22 protein-coding genes and 1 pseudogene are annotated in these 25,174 nt (G+C 44.0%); 12 read left to right on the top strand and 11 right to left on the bottom strand.

Translation table 11 applies throughout. From position 1 onward, the window contains the following. The first annotated feature begins 74 nt into the window (after nucleotides 1-74). Nucleotides 75-1,214: a sensor histidine kinase gene (locus AVL57_RS15410; protein WP_057789850.1), complete on the top strand. Its 1,140-nt coding sequence runs from the start codon at nucleotides 75-77 to the stop codon at nucleotides 1,212-1,214. After that, nucleotides 1,211-1,855, top strand: coding sequence for a response regulator transcription factor (locus AVL57_RS15405; RefSeq protein WP_057789852.1), 645 nt, complete (start codon nucleotides 1,211-1,213; stop codon nucleotides 1,853-1,855). Before AVL57_RS15410 ends, AVL57_RS15405 begins: the two co-directional genes overlap by 4 nt. Nucleotides 1,856-1,926: 71 nt before the next feature. Here the strand turns inward: AVL57_RS15405 and AVL57_RS15400 are convergent, their stop codons facing one another. Beyond that, nucleotides 1,927-3,075, bottom strand: a complete 1,149-nt coding sequence (locus AVL57_RS15400) for an S-(hydroxymethyl)glutathione dehydrogenase/class III alcohol dehydrogenase (protein WP_057789854.1) — start codon at nucleotides 3,073-3,075, stop codon at nucleotides 1,927-1,929. Nucleotides 3,076-3,315: 240 nt separating this feature from the next. Between AVL57_RS15400 and AVL57_RS15395 the strand changes: the two genes are divergently transcribed. From AVL57_RS15395 to ung, 5 genes are all read left to right on the top strand, one after another. Then, a complete protein-coding gene (locus AVL57_RS15395) occupies nucleotides 3,316-4,191 on the top strand; it encodes a LysR substrate-binding domain-containing protein (RefSeq protein ID WP_057789856.1) in 876 nt (291 codons plus the stop codon). A 329-nt stretch (nucleotides 4,192-4,520) separates the two neighbouring features. Next, a complete protein-coding gene (gene thrA, locus AVL57_RS15390) occupies nucleotides 4,521-6,986 on the top strand; it encodes a bifunctional aspartate kinase/homoserine dehydrogenase I (RefSeq protein WP_057789858.1) in 2,466 nt (821 codons plus the stop codon). 62 nt (nucleotides 6,987-7,048) lie between these two features. Then, a complete protein-coding gene (thrB, locus tag AVL57_RS15385; RefSeq protein WP_057789860.1) occupies nucleotides 7,049-8,002 on the top strand; it encodes a homoserine kinase in 954 nt (317 codons plus the stop codon). Between the two features lie 53 nt (nucleotides 8,003-8,055). Then, on the top strand, nucleotides 8,056-9,342 hold the full coding sequence (thrC, locus tag AVL57_RS15380) for a threonine synthase (protein ID WP_057789862.1): 1,287 nt from the start codon (nucleotides 8,056-8,058) through the stop codon (nucleotides 9,340-9,342). Next, nucleotides 9,339-9,998, top strand: coding sequence for a uracil-DNA glycosylase (ung, locus tag AVL57_RS15375; RefSeq protein ID WP_057789864.1), 660 nt, complete (start codon nucleotides 9,339-9,341; stop codon nucleotides 9,996-9,998). Before thrC ends, ung begins: the two co-directional genes overlap by 4 nt. Before the next feature lie 129 nt (nucleotides 9,999-10,127). On the opposite strand, the gene AVL57_RS21065 is transcribed toward ung, so the two are convergent. From AVL57_RS21065 to tal, 3 genes are all read right to left on the bottom strand, one after another. Further along, nucleotides 10,128-10,304: a DUF3545 family protein gene (locus tag AVL57_RS21065; RefSeq protein WP_013782890.1), complete on the bottom strand. Its 177-nt coding sequence runs from the start codon at nucleotides 10,302-10,304 to the stop codon at nucleotides 10,128-10,130. A gap of 307 nt (nucleotides 10,305-10,611) precedes the next feature. Then, nucleotides 10,612-12,261: a glucose-6-phosphate isomerase gene (gene pgi / locus AVL57_RS15370; RefSeq protein WP_057789866.1), complete on the bottom strand. Its 1,650-nt coding sequence runs from the start codon at nucleotides 12,259-12,261 to the stop codon at nucleotides 10,612-10,614. Nucleotides 12,262-12,279: 18 nt separating this feature from the next. Beyond that, nucleotides 12,280-13,239: a transaldolase gene (gene tal / locus AVL57_RS15365; RefSeq protein WP_013782892.1), complete on the bottom strand. Its 960-nt coding sequence runs from the start codon at nucleotides 13,237-13,239 to the stop codon at nucleotides 12,280-12,282. Between the two features lie 288 nt (nucleotides 13,240-13,527). On the opposite strand from tal, the gene yaaA reads away from it, so the two are divergent. Further along, nucleotides 13,528-14,304: a peroxide stress protein YaaA gene (gene yaaA, locus AVL57_RS15360; protein WP_057789868.1), complete on the top strand. Its 777-nt coding sequence runs from the start codon at nucleotides 13,528-13,530 to the stop codon at nucleotides 14,302-14,304. 75 nt (nucleotides 14,305-14,379) lie between these two features. Then, entirely contained in the window at nucleotides 14,380-15,018 is a 639-nt protein-coding gene (locus AVL57_RS15355) for a glutathione S-transferase family protein (protein WP_057789870.1), read from the top strand. Nucleotides 15,019-15,093: 75 nt separating this feature from the next. On the opposite strand, the gene AVL57_RS15350 is transcribed toward AVL57_RS15355, so the two are convergent. Beyond that, nucleotides 15,094-15,429, bottom strand: coding sequence for a tRNA-binding protein (locus AVL57_RS15350; RefSeq protein WP_057789872.1), 336 nt, complete (start codon nucleotides 15,427-15,429; stop codon nucleotides 15,094-15,096). 546 nt (nucleotides 15,430-15,975) lie between these two features. Here AVL57_RS15350 and AVL57_RS15345 point away from each other — a divergent pair. Together AVL57_RS15345 and AVL57_RS15340 are read left to right on the top strand one after the other, a co-directional pair. After that, nucleotides 15,976-16,992: pseudogene (locus AVL57_RS15345) on the top strand (polysaccharide lyase family 7 protein); the annotation flags it as partial. Nucleotides 16,993-17,571: 579 nt separating this feature from the next. Further along, complete coding sequence (locus AVL57_RS15340; protein WP_057789876.1) at nucleotides 17,572-17,907, top strand: VOC family protein; 336 nt, start codon at nucleotides 17,572-17,574, stop codon at nucleotides 17,905-17,907. A 93-nt stretch (nucleotides 17,908-18,000) separates the two neighbouring features. On the opposite strand, the gene AVL57_RS15335 is transcribed toward AVL57_RS15340, so the two are convergent. From AVL57_RS15335 to AVL57_RS15310, 6 genes are all read right to left on the bottom strand, one after another. Continuing rightward, nucleotides 18,001-20,022: an NADPH-dependent 2,4-dienoyl-CoA reductase gene (locus tag AVL57_RS15335; protein ID WP_082604833.1), complete on the bottom strand. Its 2,022-nt coding sequence runs from the start codon at nucleotides 20,020-20,022 to the stop codon at nucleotides 18,001-18,003. Nucleotides 20,023-20,369: 347 nt separating this feature from the next. Beyond that, nucleotides 20,370-21,308 (bottom strand): transposase, encoded by a 939-nt coding sequence (locus AVL57_RS15330; RefSeq protein WP_057789880.1) that lies wholly within the window; start codon nucleotides 21,306-21,308, stop codon nucleotides 20,370-20,372. Nucleotides 21,309-21,508: 200 nt separating this feature from the next. Continuing rightward, complete coding sequence (locus tag AVL57_RS15325; protein WP_057789883.1) at nucleotides 21,509-21,949, bottom strand: DUF4426 domain-containing protein; 441 nt, start codon at nucleotides 21,947-21,949, stop codon at nucleotides 21,509-21,511. A gap of 22 nt (nucleotides 21,950-21,971) precedes the next feature. Then, nucleotides 21,972-22,511 carry a YggT family protein gene (locus tag AVL57_RS15320; protein WP_057789885.1) on the bottom strand — a complete coding sequence of 180 codons (540 nt, stop codon included), beginning with the start codon at nucleotides 22,509-22,511 and terminating at the stop codon, nucleotides 21,972-21,974. A gap of 21 nt (nucleotides 22,512-22,532) precedes the next feature. After that, nucleotides 22,533-23,354, bottom strand: coding sequence for a pyrroline-5-carboxylate reductase (gene proC, locus AVL57_RS15315; RefSeq protein ID WP_057789887.1), 822 nt, complete (start codon nucleotides 23,352-23,354; stop codon nucleotides 22,533-22,535). A gap of 56 nt (nucleotides 23,355-23,410) precedes the next feature. Further along, the gene (locus tag AVL57_RS15310) at nucleotides 23,411-24,097 is read right to left on the bottom strand and encodes a YggS family pyridoxal phosphate-dependent enzyme (RefSeq protein WP_057789889.1); all 687 of its coding nucleotides are present in this window, start codon (nucleotides 24,095-24,097) and stop codon (nucleotides 23,411-23,413) included. A gap of 24 nt (nucleotides 24,098-24,121) precedes the next feature. Between AVL57_RS15310 and AVL57_RS15305 the strand changes: the two genes are divergently transcribed. Then, nucleotides 24,122-25,165, top strand: a complete 1,044-nt coding sequence (locus tag AVL57_RS15305) for a type IV pilus twitching motility protein PilT (RefSeq protein ID WP_057789891.1) — start codon at nucleotides 24,122-24,124, stop codon at nucleotides 25,163-25,165. Nucleotides 25,166-25,174: the final 9 nt, after the last annotated feature.

Here is a 25,174-nt window from a genome sequence, read left to right as displayed (position 1 = left end):
AGTGCTGAAAGTCACAAGATAGAAAGTGACTTTTGGCCTATGTATTTATTCCCGCTTAAGTTAATAATAGGTTTATGAAAATAATTAGTTTTTTTAATATAGAGCGAGCAAGCGCCTCAGTTACATGGCTGTTTGTGAGTTGCTCAGCGCTTTACTATGCATTTGCAAAATATGGTGCCTCATCCCACAGGCCATGGTTAATTGTTGCGGTGGTTGTTGGAATAGCGGCGTGCCTTAGCGTAATAACTCGCCGAGATATGACGCTTCCTAAGTGGCGTATTCCTCTATTAATTGCAATGTACTTATTGGCAGTGGGAGGTTTGTTCTTACTTCCCTACAGCTACCTTGCTATATTTTTGGTGATATGGTCGGCACTGTTACCTTATTATGCAGGGTGGGGAACGTGTTTGGTCGTTTCGGTATTCGCCGCATTACCTTTAGGAGTGATACATACCTTTTATTGGCAAGATCCCCACGCATGGCTAACAGCGGCGCTGTTTTGGACATTTAATTTGTTTGCCATGATGATGTCGAATGTGGCTATTAAAGAAAAGTCGGCCAGAGAAAAATCCGAAGCACTAAATCGACAATTAACCAGTACCCAGCAACTTATTCACCAAGCTGGTCGGCAAGACGAAAGGCTGCGAATTGCCAGAAATATTCACGATGTACTGGGTCACCACTTAACTGCACTGACCATTCACTTGCAGGTGGCTTCCCACAAAGCCAACGCAGCAGGCCAAGACGAGGTAAAGGCACATGTAGACCAATGTCACAGCTTAGCAAAGTTGTTACTTTCAGATGTGCGAGAAGCGGTTTCTGATATTCGTGAAAACGCGCCATTAGATTGGCAACAAGCGGTAAGGGCATTATTTAAAGACTTACCGCGACCCAGCCTTCAATTATCTATTGCTGATAATGTCAGTATTGAAGATGTCTCGACAGCTGATATTTTGCTTCGCTGTGTACAAGAAAGCTTAACCAATACTATTAAGCATACGCAGTCTGCGCACTTGTATGTGACCTTGGAAAAAAACCAAGAAGGGTATTCATTAACGCTACAGGATGAACAAGTGCCTACGGCAAAAACAATACAGTTAGGGAATGGGTTAACAGGTATGTCGGAGCGAATCGAAGAGGCGGGTGGCTCAGTGAAGTTTAGTTTTAATAAACATGGCTTTTCTACACATATATTGTTGCCGGAGCCGCTATGAGCATTCGTGTTGTGTTGGTAGAAGACCAAATGCTAGTGCGACAAGGTATTCGATCGTTGTTGGCACTGGATAGCAGTGTTGAAGTAGTCGCGGAATGTGATGACGGTGCCCAAGTTATTAATACGCTTACTATTAATAGTGCAGATATTGTATTAATGGACATTCGTATGCCCGAAATGACGGGAATTGATGCCTTGCGTGCCATGCGCGACCATAACATCGATACCCCCGTTATTATGCTAACCACATTTGACGATCACGAACTGGTGACCCAAGCGATGCAGTCGGGGGCGAAAGGATATTTACTTAAAGATGTCTCGCTGGAAACTTTAATTAGCGCAATTAAATCGGTAGTTAATGGGGAAACCCTTATTCAACCAAGCGTAACCGAAAAAGTGCTTAAAGGGTTGCAAGGGTTAGAAGTGAATTTCGAGTCGTTTGAACAGCCAGAAACCTTAAGCCCAAAAGAAATAGAAATTTTACGCTTAGTTGCCGCCGGTTACAGCAATAAAGAAATATCTGAAGCGATGTTTAAATCAACCGGAACGGTTAAAAATCAAGTTTCTGCGATTATGGCGAAAATGGGGGTACGAGACAGAACCCGAGCAGTACTTAAAGCGCTAGAATTGGGTTGGTTGTAAACACAAAAAAGCCCGCATAAGTTACTCAACGCGGGCCTTTTACACTTGACGGCAATAGTGACAACTAAGAGCTATTTATTCATATGAACAACAGAGCGAATACTTTCACCTTTGTGCATTAAATCGAATGCATCGTTAATTTCATCTAGCCCCATTGTGTGGGTGATGAATTCTTGCAACCCGAACTCGCCATCTAAATAACGCTCAACAATGCCAGGAAGTTCAGAGCGACCTTTCACACCGCCGAACGCTGAACCACGCCATACTCGACCAGTTACAAGCTGGAATGGGCGAGTAGAGATTTCCTGACCCGCACCGGCAACACCGATAATCACCGATTCGCCCCAACCTTTATGACAACACTCTAACGCCGAACGCATTACGTTCACGTTACCAATACACTCAAATGAGAAATCAACACCGCCGTCAGTCATTTCAACAATGACTTCCTGAATAGGTTTGTCGAAATTTTTAGGGTTTATAACGTCAGTCGCACCAAGTTGTTTGGCTAGGTCAAACTTACTTTCGTTAATATCAATACCAATAATGCGGCTAGCGCCAGCCATACGGGCACCAATGATGGCTGAAAGCCCAATGCCGCCTAAGCCGAAGATAGCAACGGTATCGCCTTCTTTCACTTTTGCAGTATTAAGTACTGCGCCCATACCGGTAGTAACACCGCAGCCTAACAAGCAGACTTCTTCAAGGGGCGCTGATTTATTTACTTTCGCCAATGAAATTTCAGGTAAAACAGTGTACTCAGAAAAGGTAGAGCAACCCATGTAATGGTAGATTGGCTCACCGTCTTTCGAGAAACGGCTGGTACCATCTGGCATTAAGCCTTTACCTTGGGTTTCACGCACTGCTTGGCATAGGTTGGTTTTGCCAGACGTACAGAATTTACATACACCGCATTCTGCTGTGTATAAAGGAATAACATGGTCGCCTACTTCAACAGAAGTCACGCCTTCACCAACCATTTCAACAATACCGCCACCTTCGTGGCCAAGTACAGATGGGAAAACACCTTCTGGATCGTCACCTGAAAGGGTAAATGCATCGGTATGACACACGCCAGTGGCAACAATACGTACTAGCACTTCGCCTTTTTTCGGAAGCTCTACGTCAAGCTCTTCCATTTTTAATGCTTCGCCTGGGCCCCAAGCAACAGCTGCTTTAGACTTAATATGAGTCTGACCTTCTTTCAATGCTAATGTCATGGCATGCTCCTAATATAATACTGCGTGGGTAAACAGCACGATGCCGCTACCTGTAATGTCTAGGTTATGAGATAGATTATAGACCTGAGGTCTGGTTTTATAAATACAGATTTGGTAATTCATTATTACTTGAGTGTAATAATTAGTTGGTGTTTAATTATCAGTTAAACGGTGCCCTTTATTGAGTATCATCAATTGTAAGCACCATGCAGCAAACTAGAATCAATAAGGGTAAACGCCATGATGTGGGAAGGTATTGCAGAGTTTTGCGCAGTGGCCAGTACTGGCAGTTTTACCGCGGCGGCTACCAAGTTAGACACATCAGGTGCGCAAATTAGTAGAAAAGTCGCTAACGTGGAAAAGCGTTTAGGGGTAAAGTTATTCAACCGCACTACTCGAAGTGTGTCACTGACTCAAGCTGGGCACATTTATTTTGAGCAATGCCAGCCCGCACTAAGTGCCTTGGCAGAGGCAGAGCTCAACGTGAGCCAACTTCAAGAAGTACCCCAAGGACTAATTAAGCTCACCGTGCCAGTCGCCTTTGGCGAGGCTTTTATTGCTCCGCTTATTAATCAGTTTTTGAAAAAATACGAAGGTATAGAGGTGGAGTGCCGGTTTACTAACGACACGATGGATATTATCGACGAGGGCTTTGACCTTGCTATCCGCATTGGCAATTTAGAAGACTCGACAATGGTGGCCAAAAAGCTGGCTACTCGGCAACTCTACGTTTGCGCCAGCCCTGAATATTTACATGCTTTTCCTGCACCAACGAGTACCAACATGCTTAGTGAACATCAGTGCTTAGTAGGTTCACAGCCTCACTGGCGCTTTAATCATGACGGGAAAATACAAACCGTAAGGGTGAAGGGACGTGTGAAGTACAACAGTGGTAATGCACTACATCATGCTGCCTTGGCTGGGCTGGGATTAGTGCAACTTCCAGGGTTTTATGTGCGCGATTCGTTAGCCTCAGGCAAGTTAATTGAAGTGCTATCGCCCTATCGAGACAAGCGAGAGGCGGTATGGGCATTGTTCCCATCGAATAGGCATTTAGTGCCAAAAATACGCTTATTAGTTGATTTTCTATCGGCGAAGTTAATTGATGATGAATAGTGGGTTTCGTTATATTTTCTGCCACTTATAATGGAATATCGCTGAAATCGAAATGTGAAATGGATTGTGTTTCACTTTTTGCAATACAGTATGGTGAAAACTGCGGTTGACAGATAGACGTCTATACGGCAAATTGACCCTATGAAAACGATTCTTCTTATTGGCACCACCGGCATTATGATTACCACCTTAAAACGGGCGGTCGCTGGCTAGTGCAAGTAAGCATAAGACAACGAAAGCCCGCCCTCACAGAGAGCGGGCTTTTTTTTACTCACGTCATAGTAACCGTTAAAAGCAGTAACCTGGCGTAACCGATATAGGAGCAGCACATGAAAGTCTTAAAGTTTGGGGGCTCATCACTTGCCGACGCACCGCGCTACTTGCGCGTGAACGACATTAGCACGGCCACCCACCAAACCGATGGCGCTGCAGTGGTACTTTCTGCCCCTAAAGGGGTAACGAATGCATTGTCACTTTTGTGTGAGCAAGCAGCCGCTGGCGAAGATTTCCACCCTCTATTTGAAAAATTGACGTCTACCGTGACCGGTATTGCTGATGCACTAAACGAAGAGCTCAGCGGCTTCGCTCACGCTGATGTTACTGACTTTATTCAGGCGCAACTGCGTGTACTCAATCAGCACCTCGATGGCATTAAATTGTTAGGTGTAGCACCTGACAATATTGCAGCCGGTATATTAAGTATTGGTGAGTACATCTCGGTTACGTTATTTAGCGGTATCTTAACGGCAAAAGGCGTTAAAAATCGTATTATCGACCCTGTGACTTACATTCTTGCAGAAGGTGAGTACTTAGACAGCATTGCTGATGTTTCATTAAGTAAAGCTCGTTTTACTGATGTGCCTGTAGATGGCAGTGAATTATTGGTAATGCCTGGTTTTGTTGCTGCGAACGAGGCCGGTGAAAAAGTAACGCTTGGACGCAATGGCTCTGACTACTCTGCGGCTATTTTAGCGGCTTGTATCGACGCGAGCTGTTGTGAGATCTGGACCGATGTAGACGGCGTGTATAATGCCGATCCGAATCAGGTTGAAGGCGCAGTACTTCTTGATAAGCTAACTTATCAAGAAGCCATGGAGCTTTCTTATTTTGGTGCGAAAGTACTTCACCCTAAAACCATTGGGCCAATTGCACAGCATCATATTCCTTGCCTAATTCGTAATACGCTTAACCCTGCGGCACCTGGCACGTTAATTAGTAACGAAGCCAGTGAAAAATGGACCTCGGTTAAAGGCATCTCACAACTTGAAAATGTCACTATGTTCAACGTGGCAGGTCCTGGCCTAAAAGGCATGGTTGGCATGGCGAGCCGTGTGTTTGAAGTAATGTCGAATGCTAATATTTCTATAAGCCTAATCACTCAGTCATCTTCTGAATACTCAATAAGCTTCTGTATTCAAAGCAAAGATGCTGATCGCGCATTAAGCTTGTTAGAAGATGCTTTTGCGTTAGAGTTGCAAAACCAATTGTTAGATCCTATTGAAGTACGCCACGACTTAGCGATTGTTACCCTAGTGGGTGACGGTATGCGTCATGCGAAGGGCTTAGCGGCGCGCTTCTTTAACTCGTTGGCGCAAGCTCGCGTTAATAACGTGGCAATTGCCCAAGGGTCTTCAGAACGCTCTATTTCAACGGTTATTGAAAATAAACGGGCGAAAAAAGCCGTTAAGGTAATCCATCAGAATTTTTTCTCAGACCGCCATACCATTGATGTATTTTTAGTAGGGTGTGGCAACGTGGGAACCGAGCTGTTAAGCCAAATTGCAAAACAACAGCCAGCTTTACTTAATCGTAATATTCAGTTGCGGGTTTACGGTATTGCCAATAGCCGTAAGTTGTTACTCAATAGCCAAGGTATTGACCTAAACCAAGACTGGAAACCCGCATTAGATGCGGCCAGCGAAGGGCTTTCTGTTGAACGTTTGCAGCAGTTTGTGAACGACAATAGCTTAGTAAACCCAGTTATTGTGGATTGCACCAGTCATGATGCTATTGCTCAGCAATATGTAGACATGATGGAAAATGGTTTTCACGTAGTGACACCAAACAAGAAAGCCAATACTAGTTCAATAGACTACTATCGTAAATTGAAAAAGACGGCATTATCTACCAACCGTCAGTACTTGTACGAAACCACAGTAGGTGCCGGCTTGCCGGTTATCGATAACCTTCAAAAGCTATTTAGTGCCGGTGATGTGTTGCATCGTTTCGAAGGTATATTGTCAGGCAGCTTATCTTACGTATTCGGTAAATTAGAAGAAGGCATGTCGTTATCGCAAGCCACTGGTTCAGCTAAAGACAATGGGTATACCGAGCCAGATCCCCGTGATGACTTAAGTGGTATGGACGTTGCGCGTAAACTGCTTATTATGGCTCGTGAAGCAGACCTAGATCTTGAACTTTCTGATATTGAAATTGAATCAGTGTTGCCAGCCGGTTTTGCCGAAGACTGCTCCATTGATGAATTCATGACACAGTTACCTGAACTTGATGCTGAATTCGCTAAGCGTGTAGATGCTGCAAAAGCCGAAGGAAAAGTACTTCGCTATATTGGCAGCATTGAAGGCGATAAGTGTAAAGTAACTATTGAGGCGGTACCTGCATCTAACCCATTATCGCAAGTAAAAGACGGCGAAAACGCGTTGGCCATTAACAGCGATTATTACCAGCCTATTCCTTATGTTATTCGAGGCTATGGGGCAGGTGGTACAGTAACGGCTGCGGGTGTATTTGCAGATATACTGCGTACTATGCCATGGAAGCAAATGGCACACTAACTGGCTCTTCTTCTAGAACAAAAGAGCCACTGAAGTTAAAAGAGTAATTAAAGAAAAGTATTATGAAAGCATTACGAGCATATGCGCCAGCATCTATTGGCAATGTAAGTTTAGGGTTTGATGTACTAGGCGCCGCGCTTGCCCCTGTCGATGGTTCCCGCTTAGGCGACGAAGTCGATATTGAGAGTGCAGATACCTTTTCGTTAAACACGGTTGGCCCTTTCGCACACAAATTGCCTGGCGACGCCGATAGCAATATTGTGACGCAATGCTATCACTACTTTTGTGCGCAAATGGAAAAGGTGGGTAAAACCACCACGCCAGTGGCGATGACCTTATCTAAAAACTTGCCTATCGGCAGTGGACTGGGGTCGAGCGCAAGCTCAATTGTTGCTGCCTTCGTTGCGCTAAATGCTTTTTTCGATTATCCCTTCGATGAAGACACTTTGTTGACCATGATGGGCGAATTAGAAGGGCAAATCAGCGGTAGTATTCACTACGATAACGTAGCGCCATGTTATGTTGGCGGTATGACATTGATGACAGGCGCTACGTCGCCAGTTACCTTGTCGCTACCTTTAGTGAAAGACTGGTATTATGCTATTTGTTATTCTGGTATTAGCGTATCTACGGCGGCCGCCCGAGACATATTACCCAAGCAGGTTGACATGGCCACAGCGCTAACATTTGGTCGCCAGCTAGGGGTGTTTGTACACGCCTTGCATGCAGGAGAAAATGAGCTTGCAGCTTCGGTGATGAAAGATGTGATTGCTGAACCCTATCGTAAACAGCTATTACCGGGTTTCGATGACGCAAGAGCCTTCAGCGAGCAAGAAGGCGCGTTAGCCTTTGGTATTTCGGGTTCAGGCCCAACGGTATTTGCCGTGTGTGACAGTGAAGAAAAAGCGCAGCGTATCGTTGCCTATTTAGACGAACATTATATTCAAAATGAAGATGGCTTTAGCCATGTGTGCCAAATCCCTGAGCAGGGAACCACGGTTGGCCCTATCACTTAATGAAGTGATACAGCAGCTAGATGTTACGGCACAACGAAAAAAGGTATTAAAACGTGGAATTGGTTAATTTAAAAGATGCACAGGACACTGCCTCATTTTCTGAAGCAGTTAAAAGAGGGTTGGGTAAACAACAAGGTTTGTATTTCCCTACTCATATTCCGAAACTAGAAAACATTGATGAACTGCTTGAAATGCCGTTCGCGGAGCGCAGCATTGCAGTACTTCGCGCCATTATTGGTGATGAGCTTAACAATGGTGAATTAGAAGAAATCGTGAATACCGCGTTTGCCTTTGGCGCGCCGGTAGAGAAAGTAAGCGACAACATTTATACCTTGGAGCTTTTCCACGGGCCCACGTTGGCGTTTAAAGATTTTGGTGGTCGCTTCATGGCGCAAACCTTATCAAGAATCAGTGAAGGTAAACCGGTCACTATTCTGACTGCTACCTCTGGAGATACAGGGGCTGCGGTAGCGCATGCATTCCACGGTATTGATAATATCAATGTGGTTATCTTGTTCCCTAAAGGGAAAATTAGTGCACTGCAAGAAAAGCTGTTTACCACCCTTGGTGGTAATATTCACACAGTCGCGGTGGAATCTGACTTTGATGAATGTCAGTCGCTAGTGAAGGCCTCATTCGACGACCCAGATATTCGTGAAGGTTTACACCTTAACTCAGCCAACTCAATTAATATTAGTCGCTTACTAGCTCAAGTGTGCTATTACTTTGAAGCGGTAAGTCAGTTACCTAAAGAAAAGCGTGACCAACTGGTTATCTCAGTACCAAGTGGTAACTTTGGTAACCTAACTGCCGGTATGATTGCTAAATCAATGGGCTTGCCGATCAAACGCTTTATCGCTGCTACTAACGCCAATGATACTGTACCTCGCTATTTAAAAACCGGCGAGTGGGCACCGAAGAAGACAGTCGCTACCATGTCGAATGCCATGGATGTTAGCCAACCTAACAATTGGCCACGCATTGAAGCCTTAATTGAGCAAGGCTATGTAGATAAAAGCTGCTTAAAAGGCGAAATGGTAGATGAAGAGTACACTCAGTTAGCCATGCGGCAATTAGCGCAGTTAGGCTACACCAGTGAGCCTCATGCGGCTATTGCTTACCGTGCAGTTAGCCATGACTTAGAAGACGGCGAGATTGGCCTATTCTTGGGGACTGCACACCCTGCAAAATTCCGTGAAACGGTAGAGAACGTTTTGGGCACGCCCATTAGCTTACCTAAGCCTTTAGCTGATGTTGCTGGTGAAGACAGCCTAGCGGTTGATTTACCTGCGTCTTACGAAGTCTTGAAACAACACATGCTGGATTTACTAAAAGCGTGACCACGTGGGCACAAGCATTGGGCGGTGAAGAAGGCAAACCTTACTTTAAAGCCCTAATGCAAAAAGTAGCATCTGAACGTGAAGCGGGTAAAGTTATTTACCCGCCTTCAGAAGATGTATTCAACGCACTGACCATGACACCGCTTGAAAAGGTTAGAGTAGTGATATTAGGGCAAGATCCTTATCACGGCCCACATCAAGCCCACGGCTTATGCTTCTCGGTTTTACCAAATATTAAAACACCTCCTTCGCTGGTTAATATTTATAAAGAATTGGCCAACGATATTACCGACTTCTCAATTCCAAACCATGGCACGCTTACCCCTTGGGCAAAGCAAGGCGTACTGCTGCTTAATACAGTATTAACGGTAGAGCAGGGCAAGGCACACAGTCATGCTAAGTGGGGATGGGAAACCTATACCGATGCGGTAATAGAGGCGGTTAACACGCACGCAGAAAACGTGGTGTTTTTATTGTGGGGCAGTCATGCACAGAAAAAAGGCAAGCATATCGATCGCACTAAGCACTGTGTGCTACATGCGCCGCATCCGTCACCATTATCAGCTTACAGAGGCTTCTTTGGCTGTCACCATTTTAGCGAAACCAATGCCTACCTAACAAGCAAAGGGCTTTCACCCATTCTTTGGCAGGTATAGTCTATGGCAGCACCTGGCTAGAATAGCGAGTGACTAAAAGTTAGCGTCAGCCATAGTGCTTACGCAGCGTCGAAAGTTAAGAACCCAGAAAGTAAAAAGGCCGCCTGTTATTAGCAGGCGGCCTTTATATTATCTTTCCAGTGTTTCTAACTCGTATTCGAAACCACAATCGAGTTCAGAGAGCTCCTTTTCCAGTTTGAAGCGATCTTGAAGCGCTTCAATCTCTCTCCACTTGCGTTTTTTACTTTTTGTTTTCGCTGGGCTTGCTTCAATATCTAGCATGGCAAATAAGTCTGATTTGTCCACTGGGATTCTCCTTTTTATTACCACTACAACAATACAGAGTTTAGTTTTTATTCCCTCTGTATAATTTTGTATCACAGCCACAATTAAAATAAAACAAGTAAATTTACTTTTTATTAACAAATTGTGACAGTATGATGACACAGGGAGATATCGTCAGCGTGTTTAGCAAAACAGTTGGCAGGTGACATACTTAGTTGCACATTAGCTTGTACGTTCTTATTTTCTGCCAATAAAAACGGCCGGGGGTAAGCCGGCCGTTCAGTTATTATTTGCACCAAATTTGAGTGATTACATCACTCGGAGTTCCTTATTTTGGTGCATTCGCTGCTCTGAAACGGGCAATCAATTGTTGGGTAGATGCGTCAAAACTTTCTTCTTCCGCATTTCCTTGAATGCCTGCCAGTACTTGGTTGCCCAGTACTTTTCCTAACTCTACGCCCCATTGGTCGAATGAGTTAAGGTTCCAGATAACACCCTGAACGAATACCTTATGCTCATACATTGCAACTAGTGCGCCAAGTGTCTTAGGCGTAAGGCTATCAAACATCAAAGTGTTACTAGGCTTGTTGCCCGGCATGGTTTTGTGTGCCGCTAAACGAGTGCGCTGCGCTTCGTCTAAGCCTTTACCTTCTAGGTCTGCATAACACTCATCAAAGGTTTTGCCTTGCATAAGCGCTTGCGCTTGCCCAAAGCAGTTTGATGCTAACATCGCATGATGTGTGTCATCTTGGTTAGGCACATTCAATGGCAACATAAAGTCGGCCGGAATAACCCCAGAACCTTGGTGAATAAGCTGATGGAAGCTGTGCTGACCGTTAGTTCCTTCACTACCCCAAATAATAGGGCCTGTAGCGTAATCTACCGCTTCGCCGCCTTGAGTGACTTGTTTACCATTACTTTCCATATCAAGCTGCTGTACGTAAGCTGGTAAGCCGCGAAGATAATGATAATAAGGCAATAGCACCTGAGATTGCGCATCGAAGAAATTGCGATACCACACGCCTAATAGGCCAAGTAAAACAGGTAGATTTTGCTCTAAAGGTGCTGTTTTAAAGTGCGTGTCCATATCGAACGCGCCTTCAAGCAAGCCTTTAAAGTTATCAAAACCTAAAGCTAATGAAATAGGTAACCCAATTGCTGACCACAAAGAATAACGACCGCCAACCCAATCCCACATAGGGAAAATGTTATCTTCTGCTATTCCGAATTCAGTGGCTGCTTTTACGTTTGAAGACACTGCAACAAAGTGCTTGGCGATATCTTCTTGCGTGCCGCCAGACTTCAAGAACCAAGCCTTGGCAGAAAGGGTATTCTGCAACGTTTCTTGCGTAGTGAATGACTTAGAAGACATCACGACAAGGGTTTCTTCATGATCGAGTTTAGTTAACACATCATGGATATGGCAGCCATCAACGTTGGCAACAAAATGCACCTTAACGGTATCAACCGTATGAGGTTTTAGGGCTTCAGTCATGATCTTAGGACCAAGGAAAGAACCACCAATACCAATAGCAACAATATGCTTCACAGATTTGCCTGTGTAGCCTTTATGCTCGCCACTGTGAACTAATGCGGTGAAGTCGCGAATTTTATCAAGGGTGGCACGCACTTCGGGCATCACGTCTTCGCCATCAACCATGACAGGTGAGTCGGAGAAGTTTCGTAGTGCCGTGTGAAGAACCGCTCGTCCTTCAGTGCTGTTGATTTGCTCGCCGTTAAACATGGCGTCGCGGGCGTCATCTAACTTACACGCACGGGCTAAATCGAAAAGAGCACCCAGCGCGTGTTCGTTTACACGGTTCTTAGAGTAATCAAGAAAAATGCCGCACGCTTCTAACTGCATTTTTTCAGCACGTTTGGGATCTGCCTTAAACCAATCACGCATGTGTGCATCTTTCATCGAAGCTGCAATTTGATTAAGTGCTTGCCATTGTGGCAATGATGTCAATGTACTCATTTACTAATTCCCTATGGTTTATGCACTTAACTTTTCACGAAGCATCACTTCAAGCTTGTCTTGGTCTGCAGCGAAGTTACGGATACCTTCAGAAAGCTTTTCAGTTGCCATAGCATCTTGGTTCATTTCCCAGCGGAATTCAGACTCGGTCAAACGATCGCCAGGGGTTTTTGTTGCGCCGTTATCTTTAAGCTTCACAGTAAGCTCGCCCGGTTCATTGGCAAGCTCTTCTAATAAAGCGGGGCTAATAGTTAGTCGATCGCAGCCCGCTAGCGATTGAATTTCGCCAATATTGCGGAAGCTTGCGCCCATCACTACCGTGTTGTAACCATGCTCTTTGTAGTAGTTATAAATACTGGTAACCGACACCACACCTGGATCTTCATCAGCAGCGTATTCAGTTTTACCGGTCGACTTTTTGTACCAATCTAGAATACGGCCTACAAACGGTGAAATTAGGTATGCGCCAGCTTCGGCACAAGCACGTGCTTGGGCGAAACTAAACAATAAAGTTAGGTTGCACTGAATGCCTTTTTTCTCAAGTATTTCAGCTGCTTGAATACCTTCCCAGGTTGATGCCATTTTGATAAGAATACGTGACTTATCGATACCGGCATCTTGATAAAGCTGAACAAGACGCTCCGCTTTTTCAACTGTGGCATTTTTGTCGAAAGATAAACGGGCATCTACTTCGGTAGAAATACGACCTGGAATAGAGTCTGAAATCTCTTTACCGATAGCAACGGCAAGTTTGTCGGATGCATCGATAAGTTGTTGGTCGCTATCTGATGATTGTAGTTTGGCCCATGCTACTGAGTCGTCGATTAGGCTGGCATACTGAGGCAAGCTGGCGGCTTTTAACAACAAAGAAGGGTTTGTTGTTGCGTCTACTGGCTGGTATTTTTTGATTGCGTCGATATCGCCGGTGTCGGCAACGACCGTGGTGATCTCACGTAACGAAGCTAGCTGGTTGCTCATAATTCTCTCTAATCTTAAATTAAAAAACTCGGACGAATTGCCGGTAAGGCAAGTCGTGTAAAGCGGTTCGCTTTTGCGTATGTAGGGCGTAACAGTTTGATAGATTCAAACGTTTGCGTATTTGGGTATAGTTATACCAAACCCGTGTGACAATTTATAGCGCAGACACGGGAAATACTGGCTAATCGGATTTCTCTGTTACCTTGATTTATGGTTTTTTGACGGTAAATTCAACCTCAACTTTTTCACAGTGGTATAATGAAGCCTGAAAAAGATAAGGAGTCGAAGATGTTAGTTGTAGTATCCCCAGCGAAAAACCTAGATTTTGAAACCCCCATTAAAGTGGATAATTTCACGCAGCCTACCATGCTTCAAGACACTGAGCGTTTGATGGAAGTGTGTCGTACCCTTTCGCCAGCCGACCTTTCTTCGTTGATGAAAATTAGTGACAAGTTAGCCACACTTAATGCTAATCGATTTGCTGAGTTTTCTACCCCTTTCACCGCTGATAACGCGCGACAAGCCATGTACGCATTCAATGGCGATGTATATACAGGGCTAGACGCTAATACATTAAGCAATAAAGCAGTTAGCTATGCGCAAGACCACTTGCGAATTTTGTCAGGGCTGTATGGATTGTTACGCCCATTAGATTTAATGCAAGCATATCGTTTAGAAATGGGGACCAAGCTAGCGAACCCAGAGGGTAAAGATCTTTATGCGTTTTGGGGTAGCCGCATTACACAGGTTCTAAACGACGCCATGCAAGCGCAGGGCGATAACGTGTTGGTGAACCTTGCTTCTAATGAGTACTTCAAGGCCGTTAAGAAAAAAGAACTTGAAGGGATGGTGATTACACCTGTCTTTAAAGACTATAAAAATGATCAATATAAGATCATCAGCTTTTTTGCCAAAAAAGCTCGTGGATTAATGGCAAGATATATTCTTGAAAACGAAGTGAGTGATGTGGAAGGGTTGCAGGCTTTCGATAGTGAAGGTTATGTTTATAGCGAGTCACAAAGCACGGCCACTGAGTTAGTCTTTTTACGTCGCCAAGACGCATAAGTTGTTTGCACCGCGTTTTGGTTTCAATATGGCTTTATGCTGTTAAATTGAAGTATTTTAAACGCGGAGCACGCAATGTATACACTTTATGGATACCCGAAAACTCGCTCGGTAAGGGTGGCATGGGCTTTAGAAGAAATTGGCTTGCCTTACGAGTACAAGGTGGTGAATTTAAAAGCCGGTGAACACTTAAACTCAGCTTTTAAAACACTTAACCCGGCCACTAAAATTCCTGTATTAGTCACTGAAGAAGGTGCGCTTTCTGAGTCGGCTGCTATTGTCACTTTCTTAGCTGAAAAGCATGCAATGGAAGAGTTTATACCTGCACCCGGTACTTTCGCTCGCGGGCTGTATGAGCAAATGATGGTATTTGCTGTTACTGAGTTAGAACAGCCGCTTTGGAGTAAAGCTAAACATACCTTTGCTTTACCTGAGCAGCATCGTATTCCCCAAATGCAAGATACAGCGGCGTGGGAATTCGACCGAGCATTAACGGCTTTCTCGCTACTTCTCAACGACAAAGAGTATGTCTGCGGAAGCTTATTCACAATGGCTGACATTGTGACAGCCCAAGTATTGTCATGGGCTAAAGGTAGCGACCTTGACCTTAAGTTCGACAATGTGAAATCGTACGCTGAAAGAGTGCTATCTCGGCCTGCTTATGAAAAAGCATGGCGCAACGAGATGGCACATTTGTCTAAGACTGATACTTAAGACAGCTTTATGAGTCAGATGTTGATTGCCCATTTTGATAATCGATGTAGAGCGGATTAGCCTGCGGTTAGATAGTCAGCCCAATTTTGCGCCATTAGGCACAGGTTTATCTGGGCTGATTAAAACAACGCCATCCTTACGATACAAGCCCGTGACTAAGCATTCTGACATGAACGGGCCTATTTGCTTGGGCGGAAAGTTAACTACAGCCACAATTTGCTTTCCCAACAATTCTTCAGCTAGATAGTGTTCAGTTATTTGGGCACTGGATTTACGGATTCCAATATCCTCTCCAAAATCAATAAGTAGTTTGTAAGCTGGTTTACGAGCTTCAGGAAAATCACTGACTTCAATAATAGTCCCTGTTCTTAATTCAACCATATCAAACTCTTGCCATTGAATGGTGTCCATCACGCCCTCCTAGTTTCAACATAAGTGACTTTTTCACGTCAGTATTAAGGCTTATATAAGTGCTTGTTCGAGCTAGTATAAAGGTTGTCGCGAACAACTAAGTTGCAGATAAGCCGCAATTAGTGGGTAATTAGACACTTTAAGCAAAATTGTTTCGTTCATGGACACCCACCTATCGACATCCTACGTGCCAGTGTTTCGTTCATGGACACCCACATATTTTCAATATCGAACCCTCCTTTACATTTCATCACTACATATTGAGCAATCGTTCTCCACAATCTAATGAATAAAATGAAAGTATTTTGTAATTAAATTGTTTGAATGTTAAATTGGTATTACATTAATTCTTGGTTGGTAATGTTTTCTGGTATTTTAAATCCGTTCCTAAAAGCGCTCCTGATGGTTTATTGGTAATGCCATAGGTTGTTTTTAAGGGGGAGGTATGTATCAAGCAAGTACCGCATAAGAAGTACGCTTAACATATTATTACAGAGGTTTTTTATGAGAGCTTTTCCTCAGCGAGTAAATCGCAGCAATGCGGCTATGTTGCTCCTACTTTCAGTATTCAGTGTTGGTGCTATTGCGGATGACGTTCCCGCTGATAAATTTGATTTGAGTGAGTGGAACATTACGTTGCCGACCGATGAAAATAATGATGGGAAGCCGGATAGTGTGTCAGTTAAAGATATCCAAGATTTTTCCCATCCTGACTTTTTCTACATAGACGAAAATGGCGGTATGGTATTCACGTCTCCAAACAAAGCGCTGACAACCGCGAATTCAAGCAATACGCGAAGTGAACTGCGTCATATGTTACGTGGAAAAAGTACACGAATTAAAACTAAGTCGCCAAAGAACAATTTCACTGTAGCTAGTAACCCTATTGCGAAACGTTTTGGACGAATAGGCGGCAAGATGGAAGCTACGTTAAAAGTGAATCATGTTGCTCTTCGTGCTAAATACCCTGAAAAAGCGCCCGCTTATTCCGTGGTTATTGGTCAGATACATGCCAGCAAATGGGAAAAAAAGGTACAAGGTTTTGGTTGGGGCAACGAACCGCTTAAAATTTATTATAAAAAATGGCCTAACCATGAAAAAGGCTCGGTATTTTGGACTTATGAACGTAATCTTCCGAAAGATGATGCTAATCGAAGAGATATTGCTTATCCGGTATGGGGCAATTTATGGACGAATCCAGAAGATCCTGGTGAAGCTGGGCTAGCGTTAGGCGAAGCATTAAGCTACGTAGTAAATGTGCATGGTGATGTGATGTATTTAACCTTTGAAGCCGAGGGGCATGAAACCGTTGAATACAAAATTAACCTCGCTAACGGTGTAGATGCTTACGGTAAGTTAGATAAGCACGATCACCCTTATGGGTATACGTTGGATTGGAACTATTTCAAAGCAGGAGCCTATAACCAATGTAGCACCAAAGATGACCCAGGTTTTTGGTACCCTGCGTGTCTTGGTACAGGAAATTGGGCAGAAGATAAAGCTAATGGTGATTACGCCAGTGTAACGTTCACGCGGTTAGAAGTAGGAGAGAGCGTTGCGCCAAAAGCCAATCATGGTGAAAAAGCCAAAATTGGTGCTACGCTAAACCAAAAAGTAAGTATGAATGTTAGTGACATTCCAGCCAATGCGTTAACTGCTATCAAAGCTATTGAGCCATCTTTCACAGCAAATGAAGTGGAAAAAGAGCTAAAGCATGGCAAGACTTATCTTGATGTTGAAGGTGTATTGGTCGATGGCAAAGAAATTGAGTTTGATATGTTACAAGTGGCTGACGAATGGACAGTTGTAGAAGTACAAAGAGACCTAGTGTGGTCGCAGTTGCCTGAGAATGTTAGTGGGGCTTTAAAACAATCTTCACCTGATTTCGAAGCCAAACGCATCATTGAGAGTATTCAGCATGGCACTGGCATAACTGTTTACGAGTTTTATGCGGTAGACAGCCAAGGCCAAGAGTCGCGCAAAGAAGTGAAGGTAGAGGGCGATGAAGCGGTTGTGCTGACGAAAGAGTGGCAGCACTAATATAGCGTAAAAATTGAACGTTTTGCGACCAGTTGCCGTGATCTTGCTCGCGCACTTATCTACAGTATGTAATTCATTCTGTTAGGTTCTTAGGAGAACACAGTGCAACCTGGGCTTTTTTCGTTAAGTTTAGCGGTCAGTGATATTGCCATCTCGAAAACGTTTTATGAAACACTCGGTTTTGAGGCAATGCCGTCATGCGGCTCTGTAGAAGAAAAGTGGGTTATCATGAAAAGTGGTCAAACCATGATTGGTTTGTTCGAGGGCATGTTTGAAGGCAATATTTTAACCTTCAACCCCGCTGACGTGCGCGAACTCGAGCAGCGCTTAATGGACAAAGGCATTGAAATAGATGTGCCAGTCAAAGGCGAAGAGGGGCCAGGGCATTGCGTAGTGAAAGATCCTGATGGGAACACCATCATGTTCGACCAATTCTAGTAAAAATATAAGAAATATAGAGAAGGGAAGCTAATTAGCTTCCCTTCTTTTTTATAAAGCTAAACTGAGACACCCACCTTTAAATACTAATCTTTAAATTTTAGCAGCTAGCTCAGCACCTTGGCGAATAGCACGCTTCGCGTCTAGTTCAGCGGCAACATCTGCACCACCTATAATGTGGACACTCACACCGGCTGCCTCCAGTGGAGCCTGCAAAGGCTTGAACGGTTCTTGCCCCGCACACACGATAACGTTGTCTACGACTAAGCATTTTGGTTTGTCATTTATTAGAACATGTAAACCTTCATCATCAACCTTTTCATAACTGACACCATTTACCATTTGTACATTGTGAAGCTTCAATGATTGGCGATGGATCCAGCCTGTCGTTTTACCTAAACCCTTGCCAACTTTAGATGTCTTGCGTTGCAGTAAAAATACCTCTCGGCTTGATGGGGTATATTTTTTCTCAGTGAGCGCGCCTTCGTTGGTGTAGTTTTTATCAATCCCCCAATGAGACAGCCACTTATCAGTGTTGAGCGTTAGTTCTTTGTCTTCAACTAAATACTCGGCTATATCGAACCCGATGCCTCCCGCACCAACGATAGCTACTTTTTGCCCCACAGGCTTGTGGTCGCGCAGCACATCGATATAACTCATGACCTTTGGATGGTCTGCACCTTCGATAGTTAGTTTTCGAGGGTTGATACCCGTAGCCAATACAACATCATCAAACCCGCTTTCAATAAGGTGTTTAGAGGTAACATCGGTATTGAGTGTTACTATAACTCCGGTACGCTCAAGTTGATTACTAAAGTAGCGAATGGTTTCATAAAACTCTTCTTTACCAGGTACTTGTTTCGCATAGTTGAATTGCCCACCAAGCTCACTCGCTTTGTCGAATATGGTGACTTTATGGCCTCTATCAGCAGCGTACATAGCGAATGCAAGCCCAGCAGGACCGGCCCCGACCACTGCAATATGTTTACTGTGCTCTACTGGAGTAAAAGTAAGTTCTGTTTCGTAGCAGGCCTGAGGGTTTACTAAACAGCTAGCACGTTTTTGTTCAAACGCATGGTCTAAACATGCTTGATTGCACGCAATACACGTATTAATTAATTTGGATTCGTTGCGCATAGCTTTGGTGACAAACTGAGAATCAGCTAGAAATGGACGCGCCATTGATACCATGTCAGCATGGCCATCAGCCAAGACGCTTTCGGCGACTTCAGGTGTATTAATTCGATTAGTGGTAACAAGCGGAATTGATACTTCTTTTTTCATCCGCTGTGTAATCCACGTGAACGCAGCGCGTGGCACCGAAGTAGAGATAGTTGGAACACGAGCTTCATGCCAACCAATCCCCGTATTGATGAGCGTAGCACCAGCTTTTTCTATCGCTTTGGCAAGATAAACAACGTCGTCCCATTTTGCGCCGCCTTCAACTAAATCCAGCATCGATAGGCGATAAATAATGATGAAATTAGTGCCCACCTTTTCACGGATCCCTTTGACGATCTCTACCGCTATTTTCACCCTGTTTTCTAGACACCCACCCCATTCATCATCTCGATGATTAGTTCGCTTCACTAAAAATTGATTAATTAAATAACCTTCAGAGCCCATCACTTCTACGCCATCGTACCCAGCTTCCTTGGCAAGAGCAGCACAATTTACATAGTCCTTAATTGTGCCTGTCACAGCTTTTGAGGATAGAGCTCGCGGTTTAAAAGGGGTAATTGGAGACTTCATTGGGGAAGCTGATACCGCTAGAGGATGATATCCGTAACGACCAGAGTGCAAAATTTGCATACAAATTTTACCGCCTTCTGCATGTACAGCCTCAGTAATCACTTTATGTTTTTTAGCATGACGCTTGGCTGTCATTCTTCCTGCAAAAGGGGCTACCCAGCCAGAAATGTTTGGGCTGATCCCACCTGTTACAATAAGCGCCACACCACCTTTAGCTCGTTCTGCGTAAAATGCTGCAAGCTTGTCAAAGCCTCCTTTTTCTTCTTCAAGGCCTAAGTGCATAGAGCCCATTAAAGTACGATTTTTTAACGTGGTGAAGCCAAGATCTAAGGGCTCAAGTAAGTGAGGGTATGCGTTGGTCATGGTTGTTCTCGTTATAATTTTTATTCGGACAGCCACAAACTTGCCCGACCAGTATCTTAAGATTATTTACCAGTATGCTTTGGGGGTAAAGGATTGAGCTATAAAAAATTGAATATAATGTTAAGACACCCATAGTTTTAAGCACAAATTTAGGCACTACGACACAGGTTAAATTAAGCTTTTCAGACGCGATATAAAACATTGGTGAGGCAAAATGGTGCAGCGAATACTCACCTAAAACTAAAAGTTTTAGGTATGGAAAATATTAAGCTAAAACTTGTGATTGATCTGATTTCAGTGAACCTGGCTGCGCGCTATTTTAATGAATTTGATCTATTTGGGTGATATCAACCCGCTCTAGAGAGGGCTAGCCTTCGCTGGGCAATTGAAAGGCCAATAGAGTTTGAAAAGATATCTTCAATCCCAACGACCATACTATTCCAGTTTATTTGCGATAAGCCGGTGCGTTGTATAATTGGCGAGGTATTGTGGAGTACGTAACCGGATTTACCTGTGCTAATTTGCCTAGCAGTTTCATCGACCAAGGTTAAGTAATCAGCTAAATTAAAAGGCAACCCTTTCAAAGCTTGCGAAGCGTTTCCCACTAATGGTTTAAGGAACTTAGGTTGCCCCCCAAGTTGCACTGCCTCTATTCGATGCTTAATGCTGGTGAATTCAGATGTTTCTGGCGTTTTTGAAAGTCCCACGCGTAGTGGATTCAAATCTACGTAGGCCATACATGCCACCAATGCGGCTTCATCAAGTAGAGCCTGCGATTTAAATCTTCCTTCCCAAAAACGTCCAGTGCACTCATCCTCCTTGTTAGCTTCACGAGCAATAAACTCATTCAGTAACCTCATAAACCAACTGATATCGTACAACCGTTGTCTATATATATTTGCTGTCGATATGATGGTCGTTATCTGAGCTTCTGTAAGCGAAGCTCGCTGTGCGGGCTGCATATATTGCTGGGTTAATACAGTGCCCTTATGTAGTGAATGCCAACGCCTCAATACTTCCTCGGTGGTCCACGACAACGCTTCGTTTCTATCTACATGTAATACCAAGTGGGTATGGTTACTCATTACCGCATAAGCACATACATCAATTGAAAATACGCTTGTTAGCGTTATGAGCCTATCTTCAACCCACTGGCGCCTATGCTCGTAGCTCTTCCCCGAATAACGGTCTTTACCACACAAAAATGCTCGCCTCACACACCGAGATACGCAGTGATAGTAGGGCGTGTTCTGTAAACAGATTAGTGACTTTCTAGGGCTTGGCATAATGGAGCTCAATTTCAAAATAGTGATAATGATACTGAGCTACATTTCAGGTTAAATATACTGAACAAGAGGATAGTTCGGGTGGGTGTCCAAACTTTTAGCGTCCAAACTTTTAGCGCGCATAAAAAAAGGCGAATTTTCAATCGCCCTTTGAGGTTTTTACACAATCACATTTATATGCTTCACGCTTACTTTAAACCCTAACTATCAACAAACATTTCTTGTTTAAAATTCAAGGTTTGCATAGTATTTCCGCGTTGAACATCAATACTAAACCTGTAGTTTTCTCTGTCTCTAAAAGGCAGCACCGCTAGGTAGTAAATTGCATCGCCTTCTTCTACCTTCTTAAAGGTGAGTGTCTTAGTGGTGCCTATCAAGTTTTTGGCAGTACCTGAAACAGATACGCGTTGAGCGGTTCCGGTTACGGCATCTAGGACAGAAATATTGACCAGGGCGTTAAACTTACTACGAACTATGCCATAAGAGGCCGCAACTTCCGGGGTAAGAAAGGGAGTACTCACTACCATGTAATGCACATCCCATTCGCCTAGTTGTTGCTTTTGCTCGGCGTGTGCTGCACTACTTATAATAAGTAATAAACTACCCAATAAACCAAAAAGTAATGTACTGATTTTTTTCATCTTATCACTCCGCAGATTCAGCTTAAAAGAACCTGAATGTGTCTTGAAGTAGCAATTGTAAAAACTGTAGCCCAATAATGGCAATCAGCACTGATAGGTCTAGACCACCTAATGGCGGTATAACTTTTCTAATGGGGGCTAAGAACGGCTCAGTAAGTTGATAAAGAAGGTAGTCGATAGGCGTTTGGCCTTGCGATACCCAACTTAGAATCGCGCGTAAAATTAACACCCAGAACATGATAGAAAGGGTTTCTTTTACTACTTCAATCAGCGCAACGATTATGATGCCCACAGGATTCAAACTCCCACCAACCATCAGTGAAAGCGTAATTATTTTCAACGCCGCAACAACCAGCGCTAGCACGAAGGTAGCCGTGTCGAAGCGGCCAATCGAAGGAATTAATCTGCGCAACGGCCCCACAAGAGGGTGCGTGGCCTTTACGATAAACTGGCTCATAGGGTTATAAAAATCAGCCCTAACCAGTTGCAACCATAGGCGTAAGACAACCACCATTAAATACAAACCAAATAGTGTATCTACCAGAAAAACCGTTGCATTCATGTTTTGATGTTCCTAAAAACGTTAAAGCTGTTTTGCCATTTCTTCAGCGCGAGCTACCGCAGCGCGCATCGCGTTACTTACGATATCACTCAAACCTTGATCAATTAAGGTATTGACTGCCGCGGCCGTGGTGCCGCCCTTAGAAGTAACTTGGGCACGAAGCTCACTTAATTCAAGGTCAGGATTGTGACAAACCATTTCAGCAGCGCCCAACATAGCTTGTTGTACCATCAAACGGGATTGGGCTTTATCGAAGCCCATGTTTATGGCTTCGTCTTGCATGGCTTGTAAAAACAAGAAGAAATAGGCTGGGCTGCTGCCTGCCGCGGCGATAACGCCGTTAATTCCATCTTCCTCTTCAACCCATACCGTTTCACCTACGCTATTCATCACATCATCAACGTAAGTTCTGTCGTCTTCTGACACGGTGTTATCTGCGTACATGCCCGACATACCCTTACTAAGTAGGCTTGGCGTATTTGGCATAATACGAACAACCGGATATTCGCCACCTAACATTTCTTGTAAACGAGAAACGGGCAACCCAGCTGCAATACTAAGAAATAGCTTGCCAGATAAATCGTTGTTCTGCTGAAGGTCTGCGCACATATCACCCATCATTTGGGGCTTCACGGCTAGCACAATAGCATCTGCAAACTGGCAGGCTTCATCATTAGATTGGGTAATTTGAATACCGAATTCTTCTTTTAACTTATCGAGTTTCGGAGTAGACGGGTTGCTCGCTAAGATGCGTGTCTTATCGTAGCCAGACTGAATTAAACCACTAATAATGCTGCGGCTCATGTTGCCCGCGCCTATAAATGCCAATTTCTTTTGTTGCATATGAATCCTATTGTAAGTTGAAAAAACGAACAGTGTTCAGTAAAAAATAGTAGGAACTAGTCGCGTGAGCCAAAGATAGCGGTGCCAATTCTTACCATGGTAGACCCATGAGCGATGGCGCTTTGCATATCACTGCTCATTCCTACGGACAGGGTATCAAAATTGGTCAAGTTTGTATGGTATCGGTCGAACAATTCCTTTAAAGCACTGAGGCTTTGCGCTTGTTCATGGCTGTCTGGGTTTGCTTTTGGAATTGCCATTAGCCCACGTAAGCAAAGCTTGTCTTGCTGGCTAATAAAGCGTACTAGTTCATCTACCTCTTCAGGTTTTACACCTGACTTGCTCGCTTCATCATCGATATTCACTTGAATACACACATTCAGAGGCGCCATATTCGCTGGGCGTTGGTCATTCAAACGACGGGCTATTTTTTCCCTGTCAACGGATTGGACCCAATCGAAATGCTCGGCTACTACTTTTGTCTTGTTCGATTGAATAGGGCCTATCATATGCCATTCAACATCGATAAGTGCAGACAGTTGCTGTATTTTATCTACACCTTCTTGTATATAGTTTTCGCCGAATGTACGTTGTCCCTCTTCATACGCTGCCATAATATCCGATACCGGTTTAGTTTTGCTCACGGCTAGCAATTTAACTGAATTTGGTGGACGATTAGCGCTGGCAGTAGCTAGGCTCACATCCTGTCGTGCACTATTGAGTCTTTCTGCTATTGTTTGCATTATTCACCTTTTTGAGGAGTTGTTGTGGATATTACCGAACTTTTGGCTTTCAGCGTTAAAAATAAAGCGTCAGATTTGCACTTATCAGCAGGTCTGCCACCTCTTATCCGCGTAGACGGAGAAATGCGTAAGCTTAATGTACCCGCATTAGATCATAAACAAGTCCATGCACTTATTTATGAAATAATGAATGACATGCAACGTAAAGAATACGAAGAGAACTTGGAAACCGATTTCTCATTCGAAATTAGTGGCTTGTCGAGGTTTCGTGTAAATGCTTTTGTACAAAATCGCGGTGCAGCAGCAGTGCTTCGAACTATCCCCAACACGGTCCTTACCCTTGATGATTTAGGTGCACCTGAAATATTCAAAGAAATAATCAACCAACCTACCGGAATAGTTCTAGTCACCGGCGCCACGGGGTCGGGTAAGAGTACAACCCTTGCCGCGATGGTTGATCATATCAATTCGCACAAGCGCGAGCACATTCTCACTATTGAAGATCCTATCGAGTTTGTACACGAAAATAAATTGAGTTTAGTAAATCAACGAGAAGTCCATCGAGACACCCACTCTTTTAGTAACGCACTTCGCTCAGCATTACGTGAAGATCCGGACGTGATATTAGTGGGTGAGCTACGTGATTTAGAAACAATTCGCTTGGCCATTTCAGCTGCGGAAACGGGGCATCTAGTCTTTGGCACCTTGCATACTAACTCTGCCCCTAAAACCATAGACCGTATTATCGATGTGTTCCCTGCCGAAGAAAAAGCGATGGTGCGCTCTATGTTATCTGAATCACTGAGGGCAGTTATTTCTCAAACCCTGCTGAAAAAAGTGGGGGGAGGGCGAATAGCAGCGCATGAAATCATGGTAGGTATTCCAGCAATTCGAAATCTTATTCGTGAAGATAAAGTACCTCAAATGTATTCCGTTATTCAGACGGGGCAAGCTACGGGTATGCAAACTATGGATCAGTGCTTACAACGTTTGTTGGCACTAGGTGCAATTTCTAAAGAAGACGCCGCTGCTAAATCGAAAGACAAGCAATCGATGAGTAATTTTTAAGGACGAGTA

It is taken from the genome of Alteromonas stellipolaris (genome assembly GCF_001562115.1).
GTDB lineage: Bacteria > Pseudomonadota > Gammaproteobacteria > Enterobacterales > Alteromonadaceae > Alteromonas > Alteromonas stellipolaris.
The sequence above is the reverse complement of the archived record's forward strand: the minus strand, read 5'-3'. Positions and strand labels throughout refer to the sequence as shown.